Source organism: Thiorhodococcus fuscus, from assembly GCF_042682685.1.
In the GTDB taxonomy this organism is placed as follows: Bacteria; Pseudomonadota; Gammaproteobacteria; order Chromatiales; family Chromatiaceae; genus Imhoffiella; species Imhoffiella fuscus.
On the sequence record NZ_JBHUHX010000052.1, the window covers coordinates 191,972 to 208,966 of the forward strand.

The following is a 16,995-nucleotide window of genomic DNA, read 5'->3' on the forward strand; positions in this document are numbered from 1 at the left end:
CCGGACGGGGTCTTGCGAAACCCGGAAAACCCTCAGGCGGCGTCCTTTTTGGAGGATTTTGTGGACGAGGAGCTTTCCGGCTTGGAGGCGGCCGTTTTCTCCCCGCCATCATGCAGGTTCTTCTTGGTTCCGCCCTTCTTGAAGTCGGTCTCGTACCAGCCGCCGCCTTTGAGACGGAACCCGGCGGCCGAGATGAGCTTCTTCAGGGCGGGCTGACCACAGGCGGGGCAGTCGGTCAGCGGTGGATCGCTGATCTTCTGCATCTTCTCCAGCTCATGACCACAGCTCTCGCAACGATACTCGTAGAACGGCATCTGTCATTCCTCAATCAAACATCAGTGGACCAAGACGCGAAACCAATCGGGTTTCGCGCATCGAAAATCTAGCCTCTCGGCCGTTGGCCGACAGAGGTCGAAACGGTTGCAGCCGACGGCGAGATCCGCCTTAATGGATACATGCTTTCTGACGCCATCGATCAACTCTGACCCTCATGCACCAAACCGATGCGCCCTCGCTGCTCGTCACCGGCTGTTCCAGCGGAATCGGCTATCAGTGCGCCAAGGGCATGGCCGCACGCGGTTGGACGGTCATCGCCTCGGCGCGCCACCCCGAGGACGTCGCCCGACTCGCCTCCGAGGGCTTGAACGCCGTCCAGTTGGACCTGGACGATCCCGAGAGTATCCGTCGAGGTCTCGATGAGGCATTGTCGCTCACCGGCGGCCGTCTGGACGCGCTCTTCAACAACGGCGCCTACGGACAACCCGGCGCGGTCGAGGACCTCAGCCGCGACACCTTGCGCGCGCAACTGGAAACGAATCTGCTCGGATGGCACGATCTGACCTGCCGGGTCGTTCCCATCATGCGTCGCCAGGGACATGGGCGGATCGTCCATAACAGCTCGGTACTGGGACTGGCCGCACTCCCCTTTCGCGGGGCCTATGTGGCCAGCAAGTTCGCCCTGGAAGGTCTGACCGACGCCCTGCGCCTTGAGCTGCGCGGAACCGGGATTCAGGTCTCGTTGATCGAGCCAGGCCCCATTCTGAGCCGCTTTCGCGAGAACGCGCACCGCGCCTTCAGGGACCGAATCGACATCGAGCGCAGCCCGCACCGCGAAGCCTACCTGCTGGCCGAGGCGCGCCTGACCAAGCAGGGAGCCGCGCAGCCCTTCACCCTGCCACCCGAGGCGGTACTGAAAAGGCTTGTCCACGCGCTGGAGAACCCGAGACCGAAGGCGCGTTATTATGTCACCTTTCCGACATACCTGCTCGGTACGCTCAAACGCTTGCTTCCGACCAGTGGAATGGACTGGTTTCTCGCTCGGGTATCGCGGGGTGGACGAGGCTGAGCGAATCGCGGGAACGGACCAGAAGATGACGTCCAAGGATCGATCGCAGGGAACGCCAGCCGCCGATACGGCGCCGCCGCCGAGCCCTGACAGGAAAGCGCGGGGCGCATGCACCGCCCGATCGATTCCAGCTCCTCTCACTTCCAAAGCGGTGGCCTCATGACACGCAAGACACAGCAACAGCCAAGGCTTTCACCGGAAATCATCGCCGTCTTCGGCCAGCGGGAAGGCGTCGGCGCCACCACGACAGCGATCAACCTCTCGCTGGGCCTGGCCGCAGCGGGCCATTCGGTGTTGCTGGTGGACCTCGACCCCAAACGCAGCGCCAGCCGGGCCATGGGGTACGAGGGCCAAGACCGCGGCGGCAGCGAGAGCGCCATCACCGAGGCCAAGCTGACCCGAGAAATGATCGGAGCGACCAAGATCACCGAGATCTACCTAGCCCCGGCCGGCGAGGCAATGGGCGCGCTCGAGGATTCGCTGGCCACGATGGAGGACGGCCACACCCGGCTCCTTCAGGCCCTCGCCTCCCTGCCCTCCCTCTCGATCGACTTCGACCATGTGGTGCTCGACTGCCCACCATCATTCAATCCATTCACCCGCAACGCCCTGGTCGCGGCGCATCGGGTACTGCTTCCGCTGGCCTGCGAGCGCAAGCTCCTGGACAACCTGCCGGATCTGCTCAAGGCCGTCACGCGACTGCGCGCCGGGCTGCCGCAGCCGCTCTATGGACTCTATCTGCTGATCGGCGCCCACAGCTCGACCGAATCCGACCAGAAGCTGCTCACCCATGTGCGCCAGGATTTCGGTCGCATGACGCTGATGACCGAGATCCCGTTCGACGACAGCCTGGCCGGAGAGCCTCTCCCCGAGCAACCCGTTCTCATGCAGAGCACGACGACCCCAATCAGTCAGGCCTACCTTGAGCTGGCGACCGAGTGGCTCACGCTGGGCGAGCTGGGTGACCAGCCGGACGGCACCTGGTTGTTCCGAACGCGCCAGGAGCGCATGGGGTATTACCGGGAGACGATGCTCAAGGGAATCGAGGGGTGGAGGATCGACCCGCTATCGCGTCTCTACGATCCCGATAAGGCGATGCGCCACCAGGACGCCGAGGCACTCGAAACGCTCTTCGCGGCCACGCAGCGACCGAATGTCCTCGCCCGACTCCTGCGACCGACGCCAAAGGCCCTTGCGATCCTGGCACTGATCGTCCTTGCCGTACCGGCCGTCCTGCTGTTGCGCGCCTGGATAGCAGACCCGCAGCACCGCATAGAGATGGGCGCGCGCCTGATCGGTTCCGAGCAATACTGGCAGGCTGGAAGTTGGCTCCTGGCACAGTCCGACGAGACCGCCTATCGCGAACTTCTCCTGGCGGCGCGCCTGGTCGCGGAGAATCGGGAGCAGCTGATGCTCTGCGGCGAGCAGGCAAGTCGCGACGGCACCACCAGCTGCACCATCGATCTGCCGAGCGGGAACGAACAATGACGGCAACGAACCGATCCCTCGTCAGAACGACGAGACACAAGAGTTGCTGGGGCCTCGCACTGCTCTTGCCCGTGGCCGTCGCATTGGCCGATCCGCTCCAGCCGCTCCCTCTGGAGCCCCATGGTTCACCGGACCCGCGCTGGCTGGAGCAATTGCCGCCGGTGTCGCTGCCGCTACCCAAGTTGCAGGAGATCGCCCCCGCGCCAACCCCCGATACCCGACTGTCACAGGCCCAGGAACCAGCCGCAAGCTCGAAGTCGCCCCCAATCGCCGAACCGAACAGCCAGGAGATCGCTACAGCGGCACCGACGCAGGAACCGCCGATCGAGCCCGCAACCGAACCTGCGTCGGAGCCCCTCTCCCAAGACCAAACCGAATCCCGGAAGCTGGCATCGAGCGAACCCGTCACGGAGACGCCCGCCGAGCCAGCAAGCCAATCAGCAACGGAGCCAAGCCCCCAAGACCAGACCGAACCCAAAGACATGGCGTCGACGGCAACGGAGACGCCGAACGCGCCGGCCGAAGAATCGGAGCCAGGCGTACAAGAGCCCCGCGTTGCGAAAACGACCTCGCCGCCCGAAGCTGCGGAGATCGAAAGCGTACCGGCGCCGCCCACCCAGACGGCACCCGAAGTCGCGACCCAAACGGTGCCCACGGAAACCGAACCGCTCGCAGAACAGACCGAATCCAGTGTCGAAACGGGTTCGGAAACGCGCGCCGAAACTCCACCACGTTATCGCTGGCACGTACAATTGCTCGCCGGGCGCTCGCTCGAAAAGGTCGAGATCGACCGCGCGCTCTTCATCCGGCACTACGGGGCCATGCTGAAAGGGCTGACACTGACAATCAGCCAATCGAGCTACGGCGACGCGCGCGACGCGTTTCATCGACTGCGCGCGGAGGAATGGACCGACGAAGCAGAGGCCAGACGCTGGTGCGCGCAGCTGCGCGCGCAGGGGCATCAGTGCCTGGTGACCCGAGTGACGCGCCCCGACGCGCCCGCGCGCGGGACGCCGGAATGATCCAACCAAACAGGCTGCCGAGATAGCGACCCAACCCATGCATACCCTTTGCGTCACATCAGGAAAAGGCGGAGTCGGCAAAACCACCCTCTCCATCAATCTGGGTATCGCCATCGCCCGCACCGGGCGCCGAGTCCTCATGCTCGATGGCGATCTGGGCCTGGCAAATCTCAACGTGATGCTCGGCATCATTCCCAAGCTCACGATCCACGACGTGGTCCGTGGACACAAGACCCTGTCCGAGATCGTCATGAAGACGGACTACGGGATCGATCTCATCGCCGGGGCCAGCGGTATCGCCGAACTCGCCAACCTGGGCGAGACCGAACGCCAAAACGTCATGCGCGACCTGGAAGGACTGGGCGGCTACGACGTCCTCATCATCGACACGGGAGCGGGAATCGGAGACAACGTCGTCCGCTTCGTGCTCGCGGCCGACGACGCCCTCATCGTCACCACGCCGCACCCAACCTCCCTGACCGACGCCTACGGCATCATCAAGACCGTGCTGGCCGAGGAGGCCAAGCCGCTCAAACTGCTCGTGAACTGCGCCACCTCGGCCAATGACGCACGCCGAATCGCATCACGCCTGACCGGCGTCACGGACAAGTTCATGCACGGCTCGCTCGAATGCATCGGTTACGTCCCGGTCGATCCGCTGATCGAGAAGAGCATCCTGGCGCAGAAGCCGCATCTCATGCTCAACCCCAGATCGGCCAGCGCACAGCGTATCAACGAGGCCGCCATGCGCCTGATCAAGCATGACAAGAACCTCAAGAGCAGCCTGGGACGCTTCCTGCGCAAACTGATCGGACACTAGGACGCGCCATTCAGGCGAACGGGACGGGACGACAGGGGCGGCTGGACTGCAGAGACGACCCTCGCCGCACCGCCCCGGATCAGGCCCGTCGAGCCTGCCCGGGACGAGCGACGAAAGACGAAGGCCTCAGATGTAGAGGACCTCGAGGATCTCGAACTCTCTGACACCACCGGGCGCGTCGAGCGAGGCGACATCGCCTTCCGACTTGCCGATCAGACAACGCGCGATGGGCGAGCTGACCGAGATCATGCCCTTCTTGAGGTCGGCCTCGTCGTCGCCGACGATCTGGTAGCAGAGCTCCTCGTCCTTGTCGAGCTCCAGCACCTTGACGGTCGCACCGAAGACCACCTTGCCGTTCGCCGCAAGCGTGGTGACGTCGATGATCTGGGCGTTCGACAGCTTGCCCTCGATATCCTTGATCCGTCCCTCGACGAAGCCCTGCTGCTCGCGTGCCGCGTGATACTCGGCGTTCTCCTTGAGATCGCCATGGGCACGCGCCTCGGCGATCGCCTCGATGATGCGTGGACGTTCAACCCGCTTCAACCGATCCAACTCTTCGCGCAACTGCTCAGCGCCCCTGGCGGTCAGAGGTACCTTGGTCATGGTGATTCCCTCGTATGAATTTATCGCGGCGCACGCAATGCGCCGCGAAACAGGCCCCTTGCAGGCCATATACAAAAGAGCACGGGCGCTCGTCGGCGCCCGCTATGGTTCGAATCAGTTCAGATCTTGTAACCGATTGACGCTGACGATGTCCAGTTGCTTCAACGCCAAACAGGTCGCCTCGGCACCCGAGATCGTGGTCGTGTAGGTGACCTTGTTCTGCAGCGCGGCACGACGAATCGCGGCCGAATCGGCGATCGCCTTGGCCCCCTCGGTCGTGTTCACGATGAAGCCGACCTCGTTGTTCTTGATCATGTCGACGATGTGCGGTCGGCCCTCGGCCACCTTGTTGACACCGGTACACTCCAAGCCTGCCGCACGCACCGCAGCGGCCGTCCCGTGGGTCGCATAGAGCGTGAAGCCGAAATCGAGCAGATCGCGCGCCACATGGATCAGCCGCACCTTGTCGGCCTCGCGCACGCTGAGCAGAGCCCTGCCGCCCTTGCGAGGCAGCATCGTGCCAGCCCCCTCCTGAGACTTGGCATAGGCCTCGCCGAAGCTCTCGCCCACACCCATGACCTCGCCGGTCGACTTCATCTCGGGACCCAGCACCGAATCGACGCCCGGGAATTTGACGAAGGGGAAGACGGCCTCCTTGACGAAATAGTGCTTGGGCCGAACCTCGCGCGTCAGCCCCTGCTCCTCCAGCGATTTGCCGGCCATGCAACGCGCAGCGACCTTGGCCAGGGGAATGCCGATGGCCTTGGAGACGAAGGGCACGGTCCGCGAGGCGCGCGGATTCACTTCGAGAATGAAGACGGCGTCGCTCTTGACCGCGAACTGGGCGTTCATCAGGCCCACCACGTTCAACGCACGGGCGAGCTTGGTCATCTGCTCGCGCATCCGATCCTGGATCAGCGGCGGCAGAGTGTAGGGCGGCAGCGAGCAGGCCGAGTCGCCCGAATGCACGCCAGCCTGCTCGATGTGCTCCATGATCCCGCCGATCAGCACGTCGTGGCCGTCGCAGATGGCGTCCACGTCGATCTCGATGGCATCGTCGAGGAAGCGGTCCAGCAGCACGGGCGACTCGTTCGAGACCCGCACTGCCTCGCGCATATAACGGTTGAGCTCGGCCTCCTCGTAGACGATCTCCATCGCCCGCCCGCCCAGCACGTAGGAGGGCCGCACCACCAGCGGATAACCGATCTGCGCGGCGCGCTCGATCGCCTCGGCCTCGCTGCGCGCTGTGGCGTTGGGCGGCTGACGCAGGCCCAGCTCTTGGATCAGCTGCTGGAAGCGCTCGCGGTCCTCGGCCAGGTCGATGCTGTCCGGGGTGGTGCCGATGATGGGCACGCCGGCCGCCTCCAGCGCACGCGCCAGCTTCAGCGGGGTCTGACCGCCGTACTGCACGATGACGCCGAAGGGCTTCTCCTTGGCGACGATCTCCAGCACGTCCTCCAGGGTCAGCGGTTCGAAATAGAGACGATCGGAGGTGTCGTAGTCGGTCGAAACCGTCTCGGGGTTGCAGTTGACCATGATGGTCTCGAAGCCGTCGTCGCGCATGGCGAAGGCGGCATGGACGCAGCAATAGTCGAACTCGATACCCTGACCGATACGGTTGGGACCACCGCCCAGGACCATGATCTTGCGCCGGTCGGAGGGCTCGGCCTCGCACTCCTCCTCATAGGTAGAGTACATGTAGGCGGTACTGGAGGCGAACTCGGCCGCGCAGGTGTCGACCCGTTTGTAGACCGGATGCAGACCCCATTCGTGGCGCAGCTCGCGGACCTCCGCCTCTTTGACGTCGAGCAGACCGGCGATGCGCCGATCGGAGAAACCCTTGCGCTTGAGCGCACGCAGACTCTCGACGGTCAGCCCGGCGCGTCCTCCCGCGCGCAGCGCGCCCTCCGAGGCGACCAGATCCTCGATCTGAGCCAGGAACCAGGGATCGATGCGGCTGAGTTCGTGGATCTCATCGAGCGTCATGCCGGCACGGAATGCATCGGCGACGTAGAAGAGACGCTCGGCGCCGGTCTGGCGCACCTCCAGTCGAATCTTTTCCTGCGCCTCGGGATCGGCGAGATCGACGATCTCGTCCAGACCGTAACGGTCGATCTCCAGACCGCGCAGGGCCTTCTGCAGCGATTCCTGGAAGGTCCGGCCGATGGCCATGACCTCGCCCACCGATTTCATCTGGGTGGTCAGCCGGGCGTCCGCCAGGGGGAATTTTTCGAAGGCGAAACGCGGGATCTTGGTGACCACATAGTCGATGGTCGGCTCGAAGGAGGCCGGAGTCGAGCCACCGGTGATGTCGTTGCGCAACTCGTCGAGGGTATAGCCCACGGCCAGCTTGGCCGCGACCTTGGCGATGGGAAAACCGGTCGCCTTGGAGGCCAGGGCCGAGGAGCGCGACACGCGCGGATTCATCTCGATGATGATCATCCGCCCCGTTTCGGGATCGATGGCGAACTGGACGTTCGATCCGCCGGTATCGACGCCGATCTCGCGCAACACCGCGAGCGCGGCGTTACGCATGATCTGATATTCCTTGTCGGTCAGGGTCTGGGCCGGCGCGACCGTGATGGAATCGCCCGTGTGCACGCCCATGGGATCGAGGTTTTCGATCGAGCAGATGATGATGCAGTTGTCCGCACTGTCGCGGACCACCTCCATCTCGTACTCCTTCCAGCCGAGGACCGATTCCTCGATCAGCAGCTCGCGGGTCGGCGAGAGATCCAGGCCGCGCCGACAGATCTCCTCGAACTCCTCCTGGTTGTAGGCGATGCCGCCGCCACTGCCGCCCATGGTGAAGGAGGGGCGGATGATGGAGGGAAAACCGATCGAGGCCTGAACCTGATTGGCCTCCTCAAGGCTGTGAGCGACGGCCGAACGCGGCATGTCGAGCCCGATCTTGCGCATCGCCTGACGGAAGAGATCGCGATCCTCGGCCTTGTCGATCGCCTCGCGCGAGGCGCCGATCAGCTCCACGCCGAACTGTTCGAGCACGCCCTCGCGTACCAGATCGAGCGCGCAGTTGAGGGCAGTCTGGCCACCCATGGTGGGCAGCAGAGCCTCCGGGCGCTCCTTCTCGATGATGGCGGCAAGCGCACGCCAGGTGACCGGCTCGATGTAGGTCGCATCGGCCATCTCGGGGTCGGTCATGATGGTGGCCGGATTCGAGTTGACCAGAATGACCCGGTACCCCTCCTCCCGCAGCGCCTTGCAGGCCTGCGCCCCGGAATAGTCGAACTCGCACGCCTGACCGATGACGATGGGTCCGGAGCCGATAATGAGAATGCTTTTTATATCAGTACGCTTGGGCATTGTGTGTCACGCGGTTGTCGAATCACGCCGGTTATCGAAGAGTGGGAAACGCCGGGTCAGGCGAGATTGGCCTTACGTTCCCGCATCAGATCGATGAAATGGTCGAAGACGGGTGCCACATCATGGGGGCCAGGACTGGCCTCGGGATGCCCCTGAAAACTGAAGGCCGGACGCTCGCGGTGATGAATGCCCTGGAGCGACCCATCGAACAGCGAGCGGTGCGTCGCCTCGACCGTCGACGGCAGGCTCTCCTCGTCCACCGTGAAACCATGGTTCTGACTGCTGATCATGACGACTCCGGTCTTGAGGTCCTGGACCGGGTGGTTGGCGCCGTGATGCCCGAACTTCATCTTGAGCGTGCGCGCGCCGCAGGCCAGACCCAGCAACTGGTGCCCGAGACAGATTCCGAACAGCGGGATGTCGGTCTCCAACAGCTCGCGGATGGCCGCGATCGCATAATCGCAGGGCTCGGGGTCGCCCGGTCCATTGGACAGGAAGACGCCGTCCGGCTCCAGGGCCAGAACGGTCGCCGCCGGCATATGGGCCGGAACCACGGTGACATGACAGCCGCGCTCGACCAGCATGCGCAGGATATTGCGCTTGATGCCGTAGTCGTAGGCGACGACGTGGTAGGGCAATTGGTCGCCAATCGGTTTCACCGGCTCCGGCAACCCGGTCGAGAGCTGCCACACGCCCTGGGTCCAGGAATAGGCCTCCTGAGTCGAGGCGTGCTGCGCCAGATCCATGCCCTTGAGTCCGGGGAAGCCGCGCGCCTCGGCGAGCGCCACCTCCACGTCGATCGTCTCGCCCGCCAGAATACAGCCGCTCTGCGCGCCCTTCTCGCGCAGGATGCGCGTCAGTCGGCGCGTATCGATATCGGCGATCCCGACGACATTCTGCCGCCTCAGATAGGCGTCCAGCGTCTCCTGCATGCGGAAGTTGCTCGGCAGGATCGGCAGGTCGCGGATGATGAGGCCGGCCGCCTGGATGGCACCAGACTCCTCATCCTCGGGGTTGACTCCGACATTGCCGATATGGGGATAGGTGAGCGTGACGAGCTGTCGCAGGTAAGAGGGATCGGTGAGGATCTCCTGATAGCCTGACATCGCTGTATTGAAAACGACTTCACCGACGCGAGTCCCATCGGCGCCAATCGACGTTCCGTGGAAGACCGAGCCGTCTTCCAGAACCAGAACTGCGGGTTTTCTCAAGGGTATCTCCGAATCCGAGCGAGGGCGTGCGACGGCGGCGGCGGGAAGCGCGGGCGGCGACATCAGCACGTATAAAGGGTTGGGTCACTGGTTGCGCACTGACCCGGGCGAATTCTAAATAAGCGGCGCCATGCTGTCCATGAGTCGCACCGGCCCGAATGCTCGGCACACACCACAAACCGGTGGCGCCGAGACTTGAATCCATCCGGATGCATGGCTATTTTCGGCCGCTATGTCTCGTTTCCAAGCTAGTTCGACATCTTTAACTATGACCCACTCCCCAAATGTTGTAATCGTTACTGCTGAAAATTTTCAGTCCATCGTTCTCGACGGCTCCTTCGACCGTCCAGTGCTGGTCGACTTCTGGGCCGAGTGGTGTGCGCCCTGCCGCATGCTCATGCCCCTGCTCGCCAAGCTGGCTGACGAATACGGCGGCCGTTTCCTGCTGGCCAAGGTCAACACCGAGGAGGAACAGGCGCTGGCGGCCCAATTCGGCATCCGCAGTCTGCCAACGGTCCAGCTCTTCAGGGAGGGACGCGCAGTCGACCAGTTCATGGGGGCCCTGCCCGAACCCCAGATCCGCGAATTCCTCGACCGCCACATCCCACGCGCATCCGATGGATTGCTGGCCCAGGCGCAACGTCTGCTGGCCGCCAGCGACCTCGATGGCGCACGCAAGCTGATCGAGCAGACCAGAACCGAGGATCCCGACAACGTCCGACTTCCGCTGGCCGAACTCCAGCTGATGGCCGCCGAAGGCGATGTCACGACCGCACTGGAATCGATCGACGCCCTGCCGATCGAACTCATCAACGATCCCGAGGTTGCCACACTGCGCGGCCGACTGCGTTTCGCTTCGGCTTTGACCGATGCCCCGCCCGAAAATGCGCTGACGGACCGACTCCAAACCAATGCCAAGGACAGCGAGGCGCGCTATCTGCTCGCCGCACATCGCGTGCTGCGCGGGGATCACGCCGGCGCACTCGACCTGCTGCTGGAACTCATGAAGCGCGACCGCGCCTACGGCGAGGATGCAGGCCGTAAAGGCATGCTGGCTGTCTTCGATCTGCTCGGCGGCAATGGCGATCTGGTGGCCAACTACCGCGCCAAGATGATGAACGCGCTCTACTGACCGAGCGTCGGATCGTGGCAGCCCAAATCGGTCGCCGGGAGGCTCCGGGCCGGGCGAAGACTGCCGGGGGACGCCGCCAATCCATCCCTGGAGGCTTGACGACAGCATCCCTGCTGTCGACACCCCCGCCAGCCGTCACCCGCCCCTCTCCACGTGGCATCGGGGATACCCTACGCCCCCCGCAGCCAGTCCTCCCAGGGATGTCCGATCCAACACACCTGTCCGCCCAGGGGCGCACCCTCGACAGTCTGGCAGACACAGAGTCCGGCGACCGCGACCAGCGTCTCGCCGTCGAAGATCAGCGGCACATAGGAACGCAGCCACGCCGGGAGACCGGTCTCCTGAAACAGCGCCTTCAGCGTCCGACTCGGCCGCCCGGCGGCTCGACGACAGCGCGACGCGGTCCGGCCGAATCTGACCTCCAGATTGCGAGGCATCCGATCGCCGTCCTCTGGATGCCACTCCAGCCTACCGAGCGGAGTGGGGAGATCGAGCGAAGCCGCCCCCGAACCAATCGACCACGAAAGGACCTGGCACGACGCGGGACGCTCTGGCAGGGGATTCAGGGCGAACAGGTCGTCGCGATACCGCCTGACCTCGCACCCCGACCAAGCGACCCAAGGATTCGCATCGGGACGCGCAACCAGCACCTCGTCGAGGATGCGCGCGAGATGGCGGCTGTCCGGCGGACGAAATCCGCGCAGCCGCAGCCAGCGGCGCAGCAGATTGGCGGACTGGGCGCGGTCGAGCCCCATCAGCCCCCGCACGGAGAGCGTCCCGGGACGTTGGCCACCCAGTTCGGCGAGCGTCCGGTCCGCCAGCGTATCGAGCAGATCCGCAGCCTCGGCGCAATGGCCGGCGCTGCGCGCCAGAGTCGCCGAGCAGGACGGCCAGCGCGCGCGCAGCAGCGGCAGCACCTCATGACGCAGATAGTTGCGATCGAACGTCCGAGCCGCGTTGCTCGGATCCTCGATCCAATCGAGCCCGCGTGACGCAGCGAAGTCGATCAAGACCGAACGCGGCAGGTCGAGCAACGGACGCACCAGTCGACCGGCGCCGAGCGGCATGCAACGCGGCATGGCCGCCAACCCCTGAACACCACTGCCGCGCAACAGCGCCAGCAGCAGGGTTTCGGCCTGATCGTCCCGATGGTGGGCGGTGAGCAACAGATCGCCGGAGTCGAGCACGTCGGCAAAGGCGCCATAGCGCGCGTCGCGCGCCAGCGCCTCCAGGCTCTCGCCACGCATGGGCGCGAGCTGGAATCGCCGAACCTCGCAGGTCACGCCCAGCTCGGCGCAACGCGCCCGGCATCGGTCGGCCCAACGCGAGGACTCCGGATGCAGCCCGTGATCGACATGAACGACAGCGAGTTCACCCGCGAGCCGATCGCGCGCCTCGCTCAAGGCGCATAAGAGCACCTCGGAGTCCAGACCGCCGCTGTAGGCGATCCAATACCGCGAGACCGGCGCCAGGTCAGCGAGCGATACGGCAAGACGCGCGGGATCGAGGTGGGACATGCCGATCTCGGGATGAAATCAGGAACATCTGCCACGACCCCGAGGATGGTAGCGGACCGAATGCGTCGAGCCAGCCGGGCGCACAAGAGCCGCCCGACCGATCGATCAGCCCTCCTTGAAGCGCCCACTCCCCATCAGACGCTTGTAGCGGGCGGCGATCAAATCGTCCAATGAAACGGTGCCGAGCGCGTCCAGCTGCGCGAGCAGGGCCGTCTTCAGATTCTTGGCGGTCAGATCGGGGTCGCGGTGGGCACCGCCCGACGGCTCCTTCACGACCTCATCGACCAGCCCCTGCTCCAGCAGTTTGTCGGAGGTGATGGCCATGGCCTCGGCCGCGAGCTGGGCCTTGTCCGCGCTCTTCCAGAGAATGGAGGCACAGCCCTCCGGCGAGATGACCGAATAGGTGCTGAACTGCAGCATGCCCACCCAGTCGCCGACACCGATGGCCAGCGCGCCGCCCGATCCGCCCTCGCCCACCACGGTGCAGAGGATGGGGGTACGCAGACGCGACATCTCGCGCAGATTGCGGGCGATGGCCTCGCTCTGACCGCGCTCCTCGGCGCCGACGCCGGGATAGGCGCCGGGGGTGTCGATGAAGGTCAGGATAGGCAGACCGAAGCGTTCGGCCATCTCCATCAGGCGTAGCGCCTTGCGATAGCCCTCGGGCCGAGGCATGCCGAAGTTGCGCTGGATCTTCTCCTTGGTGTCGCGCCCCTTCTGATGACCGATCACCATGACCGGGCGACCGTCGATGCGGGCCAAACCACCGACGATGGCGCGATCGTCGGCATAGGCGCGGTCGCCGTGAAGCTCATGAAATTCGTCGAAGATGCGGCGGATGTAGTCGAGCAGATAGGGACGCTGCGGATGACGCGACAACTGGGAGATCTGCCAGGGCGTCAGCGAGGAGAAGATGGATTCGGTCAGCGCCACGCATTTGGACTGCAGGCGCTCGATCTCCTCCTGGATGTTGAGCTCGTTATCATGGCCGACCAGACGCAGCTCTTCGATCTTCGCCTCGAGCTCCGCGATGGGTTGTTCAAAATCGAGAAAATTTAGGTCCATAGCCCCAGATCGTAGTCGTTGTCATTCGGCGACGCGCCAATCTAGCGCAGCCGAGCCCGCGAGTACAGCACACCCGAATCCCGACACCCAAGCCCGGCTAAAACGAAGCGCAATCCAGCGCATGCACTCAGCCGAGCGGAAGCAGGTCGCGCAGGCGCGAGAACCAGTCGCCGAACACGAGTTTGGCCGCCGAGACCTGCTCCCGCACGCCCTCGGCCAAGCGGTCGAACTGGACGCCGTCGAGATCCAGCCGATCCATCCAGCTATGGGCATCCGGCGCCACCCAGGCCAAAGCGACGCACACGGCCAGCATGGAGAGGCTGCTCCAGCGATCGTCGAAGCTGAAGGGCTTGAGGGCCGTTCCGAAGGAACGCTTCAATCGGCTGTTGAAGAGATCGACGCTGAAGAGTTCGTCGAGACAGAGATGGGTGAAATAGCCGATGCCGACCATCAGCCCGGCGGTCCAGGCCGACTCGGGCGGCTGGCCCCACATCCAATAGGCGATATTGGTCGCCGCCAGAGAGGTCGCGGCGATGCCCAACCAGGAATGCCAAACCCCCCGATGAACCGTGAAGCGGGTGAAAATCTCGAAGAATCCGTAACGCACGCACAGAAAGACCCCGACCCAAATGAGGGTCAGCTCAAGCGGCAGGAAGCGATCCGTCAGCGGCAGCGTCATGGCGAACGCCAAACCGGCACCCAGCACACTGAAGAGTCCGTTGACCGGCTTGGAGGTGTCCGAGTCGATGTCCGGCAGCAGGCTGCCGATCACACCCAGGGCGAACAGCGCCAGGGTATCGCTTCCCGGTACCAGACCGGCCACATGAAGACCCAGCGTCGCCCCCGCGCTCGCGAGGATGCCTACATTGAGATGCGTCTGAAAGTTGGCCATGTATGCAAGAATTCGGTTTCGATGACGATGCCCAGTCACGCCATTCGGGCGCATCGCCAGCCATGGGGCTCGAATTGGAAAGGTAACATAGGATAATGGCCGCCCGATCGTCACCCCGAGGTTCAGCATGCCCAGCTCATCATTGACTCTCGCGCTCGTCCAGCAGTCGGACCAGGGAAGCCCGGAGGCCAACCTGGACGACTGCGAGGCCGCCATCCGAGCCGCCTCCATTCGCGGAGCCAATCTGGTTCTGCTGCAGGAGCTGCACAACGACCCCTACTTCTGCCAGACCGAGGACCACGACCTCTTCGACATGGCCGAGCCCATCCCCGGCCCCACCACGGAGCGGCTCAGCGCCCTGGCGCGCGAGCTGGAGCTGGTGATCGTCGGCTCGCTGTTCGAGCGCCGCGCCGCCGGTCTCTACCACAACACGGCCGTGGTCATCGACACCGACGGATCGCTCGCCGGCATCTATCGCAAGATGCACGTCCCCGACGCACCCGGCTATTACGAGAAGTTCTACTTCACACCGGGCGATCTCGACTTCAATCCGGTCGACACGGCCGTCGGACGGATCGGCATATTGATCGGCTGGGACCAGTGGTTCCCCGAGGCGGCGCGATCCCTGGCGCTCGCCGGGGCGCAGATCCTGCTCTATCCCAGCGCGATCGGCTGGAATCCGAGCGATTCGCCCGAGGAGCAGGCACGTCAGCTCGACGCCTGGCTGACGATCCAGCGCGGGCACGCCATCGCCAATGGCCTCCACCTCGCCGCCTGCAACCGGGTCGGCTTCGAGCCCGCCCCCGACGCAGCGACATCGGGCGCGCGATTCTGGGGCAACTCGTTCGTTTGCGGGACCCAGGGCGAGATCCTGGCCCAGGCCGACGATCAGTCGCCCAAGCTGCTGGTGACCGAGATCGACCTCAAGCGTACCGAGCAGACTCGGCGCATCCAGCCCTTCCTGCGCGACCGCCGAATCGACGCCTATGACGACCTGACCCTGCGTTACCGCGACTGAGCGCCAGCCCCGAATCGAAAGACGCGGGCGCTATCGATCGAACGGCCCGCGCGAACCATGCCCCGAGGCTTCTTCTGGAGGACGCACGATGAGCAACACCACGACCACGTCGGACGACACCAAGCTGCAGATGCGATCCATCATTCAGCGCATCGCCACCGGCCCCGAGCTATCCAAGAACATCTCAGCCGATGAGGCCTGCGCCGGAATGCGGGCCATCCTCGACAACAAGGTGGACCCGGTTCAGGCCGGCATCTTCTTCATCGCCCTGCGCATGAAGCGCGAGAGCGACGAGGAGTTCAAGGGCATCCTCGACGCCATCCGCGAGGCGACCGGCCATGTCGTCGCGGACGTCGACGACGTCGTCGACATCGCCGATCCCTACGACGGCTACAACCGCTGCCTGCCGGCATCGCCCTTCCTGCTGCCTCTGCTCGCCGCATGCGGCGTGCCGGCCATCAGCCATGGTGCCCATGCCGTCGGCCCCAAATTCGGCGTCACCCATCGCCATATCCTCGACGCCGCCGGGGTACCTGTCGATCTGAGTCCAGTCGAGGCCGCCGATCGGCTGTCCAATCCCGCGCTAGGCTGGAGCTATGTCGATCAGCGATCCTTCTGCGCGCCGCTGCACAACCTGGTCGATCTGCGCGCCGCCATGGTCAAGCGTCAGGCGATCACCACGGTCGAGGTGATGGCTCGCCCCATCCACGGGCGCAAGCACACCCATTTGGTGACCGGCTACGTCCACAAGCCCTATCCGCGCATCTACGCCCTGCTCGCCCGTCACGCCGGTTTCGACTCGGCACTGATGATCCGGGGCAGCGAGGGCGGCATCATCCCTTCGTTGCGCCAAAAGGGAACCTGTGTCAGCTATCACGATCTGGGCGAGGAACAGCCCTTCGAGATCGACCCCGTCGAACTGGGCATCGATCAGTCGCTGAAGGCCGTGCCGCTTCCGGAGGATCTCCCCCAGACCACCCGACCGGGCGACGAGATTGCCGTCGCGGTCGACATCCAGGCCACCGCCATCGCCGCAGCCAAGGCCGGCGTCGCCGCACTGGAGGGCGCCAAGGGCCCGACCTATGACAGCCTGGTCTTCACCGGGGCGATCATCCTCCATCATCTGGGACGCGCGGCGTCGCTCGGCGAGGCGGCCGATCGCATCCGAACCCTACTGGATTCGGGCAAGGCCGCGCGGAGGATGGGCTGAAATGGATGCGCCCTATGTCGCCGTCGCCCGGACGGAGGCGATTCCACCCGGCACCTTCGTCAAGGTGCTGATCGAGAATCGCCCCTACATCGTCGCCAACGCCGACGGACACTATTATGCGGTCGAGGACAACTGCAGCCACGAGGACTATCCGCTCTCGTTCGGCTGTATCGATGGGGATCGAATCAAGTGTTCACTGCACGGAAGCCGTTTCGACCTCGGCTCGGGCGAGCCGCTGGAGGAACCGGCGGAGGATCCCATCGCGACCTATCGACTAGAGGTCGAAGACGGGCAGATCTGGATCGACCCGAGCAGCCCGGCCAACCGAGCCCGACCGCGCGATTAGCC

Annotated in this window: 15 protein-coding genes; 8 read left to right on the forward strand and 7 right to left on the reverse strand. The window is 64.6% G+C overall.

The features are described from left to right. Positions 1-32 precede the first annotated feature (32 nt). A complete protein-coding gene (locus ACFSJC_RS17740; protein ID WP_386028522.1) occupies positions 33-314 on the reverse strand; it encodes an FmdB family zinc ribbon protein in 282 nt (93 codons plus the stop codon). 176 nt (positions 315-490) lie between these two features. Between ACFSJC_RS17740 and ACFSJC_RS17745 the strand changes: the two genes are divergently transcribed. The 4 genes from ACFSJC_RS17745 (at position 491) to ACFSJC_RS17760 (ending at position 4,675) form a co-directional block, all read left to right on the forward strand. After that, positions 491-1,345 (forward strand): SDR family oxidoreductase, encoded by an 855-nt coding sequence (locus ACFSJC_RS17745; RefSeq protein WP_386028523.1) that lies wholly within the window; start codon positions 491-493, stop codon positions 1,343-1,345. 159 nt (positions 1,346-1,504) lie between these two features. After that, complete coding sequence (locus tag ACFSJC_RS17750) at positions 1,505-2,833, forward strand: AAA family ATPase (protein ID WP_386028524.1); 1,329 nt, start codon at positions 1,505-1,507, stop codon at positions 2,831-2,833. Between the two features lie 482 nt (positions 2,834-3,315). Continuing rightward, positions 3,316-3,855, forward strand: coding sequence for an SPOR domain-containing protein (locus ACFSJC_RS17755; protein ID WP_386028525.1), 540 nt, complete (start codon positions 3,316-3,318; stop codon positions 3,853-3,855). 37 nt (positions 3,856-3,892) lie between these two features. Continuing rightward, positions 3,893-4,675, forward strand: coding sequence for a MinD/ParA family protein (locus ACFSJC_RS17760; RefSeq protein ID WP_386028526.1), 783 nt, complete (start codon positions 3,893-3,895; stop codon positions 4,673-4,675). A 126-nt stretch (positions 4,676-4,801) separates the two neighbouring features. On the opposite strand, the gene greA is transcribed toward ACFSJC_RS17760, so the two are convergent. From greA to carA, 3 genes are all read right to left on the reverse strand, one after another. Further along, positions 4,802-5,278: a transcription elongation factor GreA gene (gene greA, locus ACFSJC_RS17765; protein WP_386028527.1), complete on the reverse strand. Its 477-nt coding sequence runs from the start codon at positions 5,276-5,278 to the stop codon at positions 4,802-4,804. A 114-nt stretch (positions 5,279-5,392) separates the two neighbouring features. Beyond that, positions 5,393-8,602, reverse strand: coding sequence for a carbamoyl-phosphate synthase large subunit (gene carB / locus ACFSJC_RS17770; protein ID WP_386028528.1), 3,210 nt, complete (start codon positions 8,600-8,602; stop codon positions 5,393-5,395). A gap of 56 nt (positions 8,603-8,658) precedes the next feature. Beyond that, positions 8,659-9,813, reverse strand: coding sequence for a glutamine-hydrolyzing carbamoyl-phosphate synthase small subunit (gene carA / locus ACFSJC_RS17775; protein ID WP_386028529.1), 1,155 nt, complete (start codon positions 9,811-9,813; stop codon positions 8,659-8,661). Between the two features lie 268 nt (positions 9,814-10,081). On the opposite strand from carA, the gene trxA reads away from it, so the two are divergent. Beyond that, the gene (gene trxA / locus ACFSJC_RS17780) at positions 10,082-10,945 is read left to right on the forward strand and encodes a thioredoxin (RefSeq protein ID WP_386028530.1); all 864 of its coding nucleotides are present in this window, start codon (positions 10,082-10,084) and stop codon (positions 10,943-10,945) included. A 170-nt stretch (positions 10,946-11,115) separates the two neighbouring features. Here trxA and tilS read toward each other — a convergent pair whose 3' ends face one another. The 3 genes from tilS to ACFSJC_RS17795 form a co-directional block, all read right to left on the reverse strand. Continuing rightward, a complete protein-coding gene (gene tilS, locus ACFSJC_RS17785; RefSeq protein ID WP_386028531.1) occupies positions 11,116-12,462 on the reverse strand; it encodes a tRNA lysidine(34) synthetase TilS in 1,347 nt (448 codons plus the stop codon). 105 nt (positions 12,463-12,567) lie between these two features. Further along, entirely contained in the window at positions 12,568-13,527 is a 960-nt protein-coding gene (accA, locus tag ACFSJC_RS17790; protein WP_386028532.1) for an acetyl-CoA carboxylase carboxyl transferase subunit alpha, read from the reverse strand. 127 nt (positions 13,528-13,654) lie between these two features. Further along, positions 13,655-14,419, reverse strand: a complete 765-nt coding sequence (locus tag ACFSJC_RS17795) for a metal-dependent hydrolase (RefSeq protein ID WP_386028533.1) — start codon at positions 14,417-14,419, stop codon at positions 13,655-13,657. Between the two features lie 127 nt (positions 14,420-14,546). On the opposite strand from ACFSJC_RS17795, the gene ACFSJC_RS17800 reads away from it, so the two are divergent. From ACFSJC_RS17800 to ACFSJC_RS17810, 3 genes are all read left to right on the forward strand, one after another. Further along, positions 14,547-15,437 (forward strand): carbon-nitrogen hydrolase, encoded by an 891-nt coding sequence (locus ACFSJC_RS17800; protein WP_386028534.1) that lies wholly within the window; start codon positions 14,547-14,549, stop codon positions 15,435-15,437. A gap of 88 nt (positions 15,438-15,525) precedes the next feature. Then, positions 15,526-16,647 carry an anthranilate phosphoribosyltransferase gene (locus ACFSJC_RS17805; protein WP_386028535.1) on the forward strand — a complete coding sequence of 374 codons (1,122 nt, stop codon included), beginning with the start codon at positions 15,526-15,528 and terminating at the stop codon, positions 16,645-16,647. 1 nt (position 16,648) lies between these two features. After that, positions 16,649-16,993, forward strand: coding sequence for a Rieske (2Fe-2S) protein (locus tag ACFSJC_RS17810; protein ID WP_386028536.1), 345 nt, complete (start codon positions 16,649-16,651; stop codon positions 16,991-16,993). The last annotated feature ends 2 nt before the right edge of the window (positions 16,994-16,995 follow it).

What these genes read in the sequence shown, in the direction of transcription:
- carB (WP_386028528.1), bottom strand. Translation starts at nt 8,602, where the DNA reads ATGCCCAAGCGTACTGATATAAAAAGCATTCTCATTATCGGCTCCGGA.
- ACFSJC_RS17745 (WP_386028523.1), top strand. Translation starts at nt 491, where the DNA reads ATGCACCAAACCGATGCGCCCTCGCTGCTCGTCACCGGCTGTTCCAGC.
- ACFSJC_RS17805 (WP_386028535.1), top strand. Translation starts at nt 15,526, where the DNA reads ATGAGCAACACCACGACCACGTCGGACGACACCAAGCTGCAGATGCGA.
- ACFSJC_RS17755 (WP_386028525.1), top strand. Translation starts at nt 3,316, where the DNA reads ATGGCGTCGACGGCAACGGAGACGCCGAACGCGCCGGCCGAAGAATCG.
- accA (WP_386028532.1), bottom strand. Translation starts at nt 13,527, where the DNA reads ATGGACCTAAATTTTCTCGATTTTGAACAACCCATCGCGGAGCTCGAG.
- greA (WP_386028527.1), bottom strand. Translation starts at nt 5,278, where the DNA reads ATGACCAAGGTACCTCTGACCGCCAGGGGCGCTGAGCAGTTGCGCGAA.
- tilS (WP_386028531.1), bottom strand. Translation starts at nt 12,462, where the DNA reads ATGTCCCACCTCGATCCCGCGCGTCTTGCCGTATCGCTCGCTGACCTG.
- trxA (WP_386028530.1), top strand. Translation starts at nt 10,082, where the DNA reads ATGACCCACTCCCCAAATGTTGTAATCGTTACTGCTGAAAATTTTCAG.
- ACFSJC_RS17800 (WP_386028534.1), top strand. Translation starts at nt 14,547, where the DNA reads ATGCCCAGCTCATCATTGACTCTCGCGCTCGTCCAGCAGTCGGACCAG.
- ACFSJC_RS17750 (WP_386028524.1), top strand. Translation starts at nt 1,505, where the DNA reads ATGACACGCAAGACACAGCAACAGCCAAGGCTTTCACCGGAAATCATC.
- ACFSJC_RS17760 (WP_386028526.1), top strand. Translation starts at nt 3,893, where the DNA reads ATGCATACCCTTTGCGTCACATCAGGAAAAGGCGGAGTCGGCAAAACC.
- ACFSJC_RS17810 (WP_386028536.1), top strand. Translation starts at nt 16,649, where the DNA reads ATGGATGCGCCCTATGTCGCCGTCGCCCGGACGGAGGCGATTCCACCC.
- ACFSJC_RS17795 (WP_386028533.1), bottom strand. Translation starts at nt 14,419, where the DNA reads ATGGCCAACTTTCAGACGCATCTCAATGTAGGCATCCTCGCGAGCGCG.
- ACFSJC_RS17740 (WP_386028522.1), bottom strand. Translation starts at nt 314, where the DNA reads ATGCCGTTCTACGAGTATCGTTGCGAGAGCTGTGGTCATGAGCTGGAG.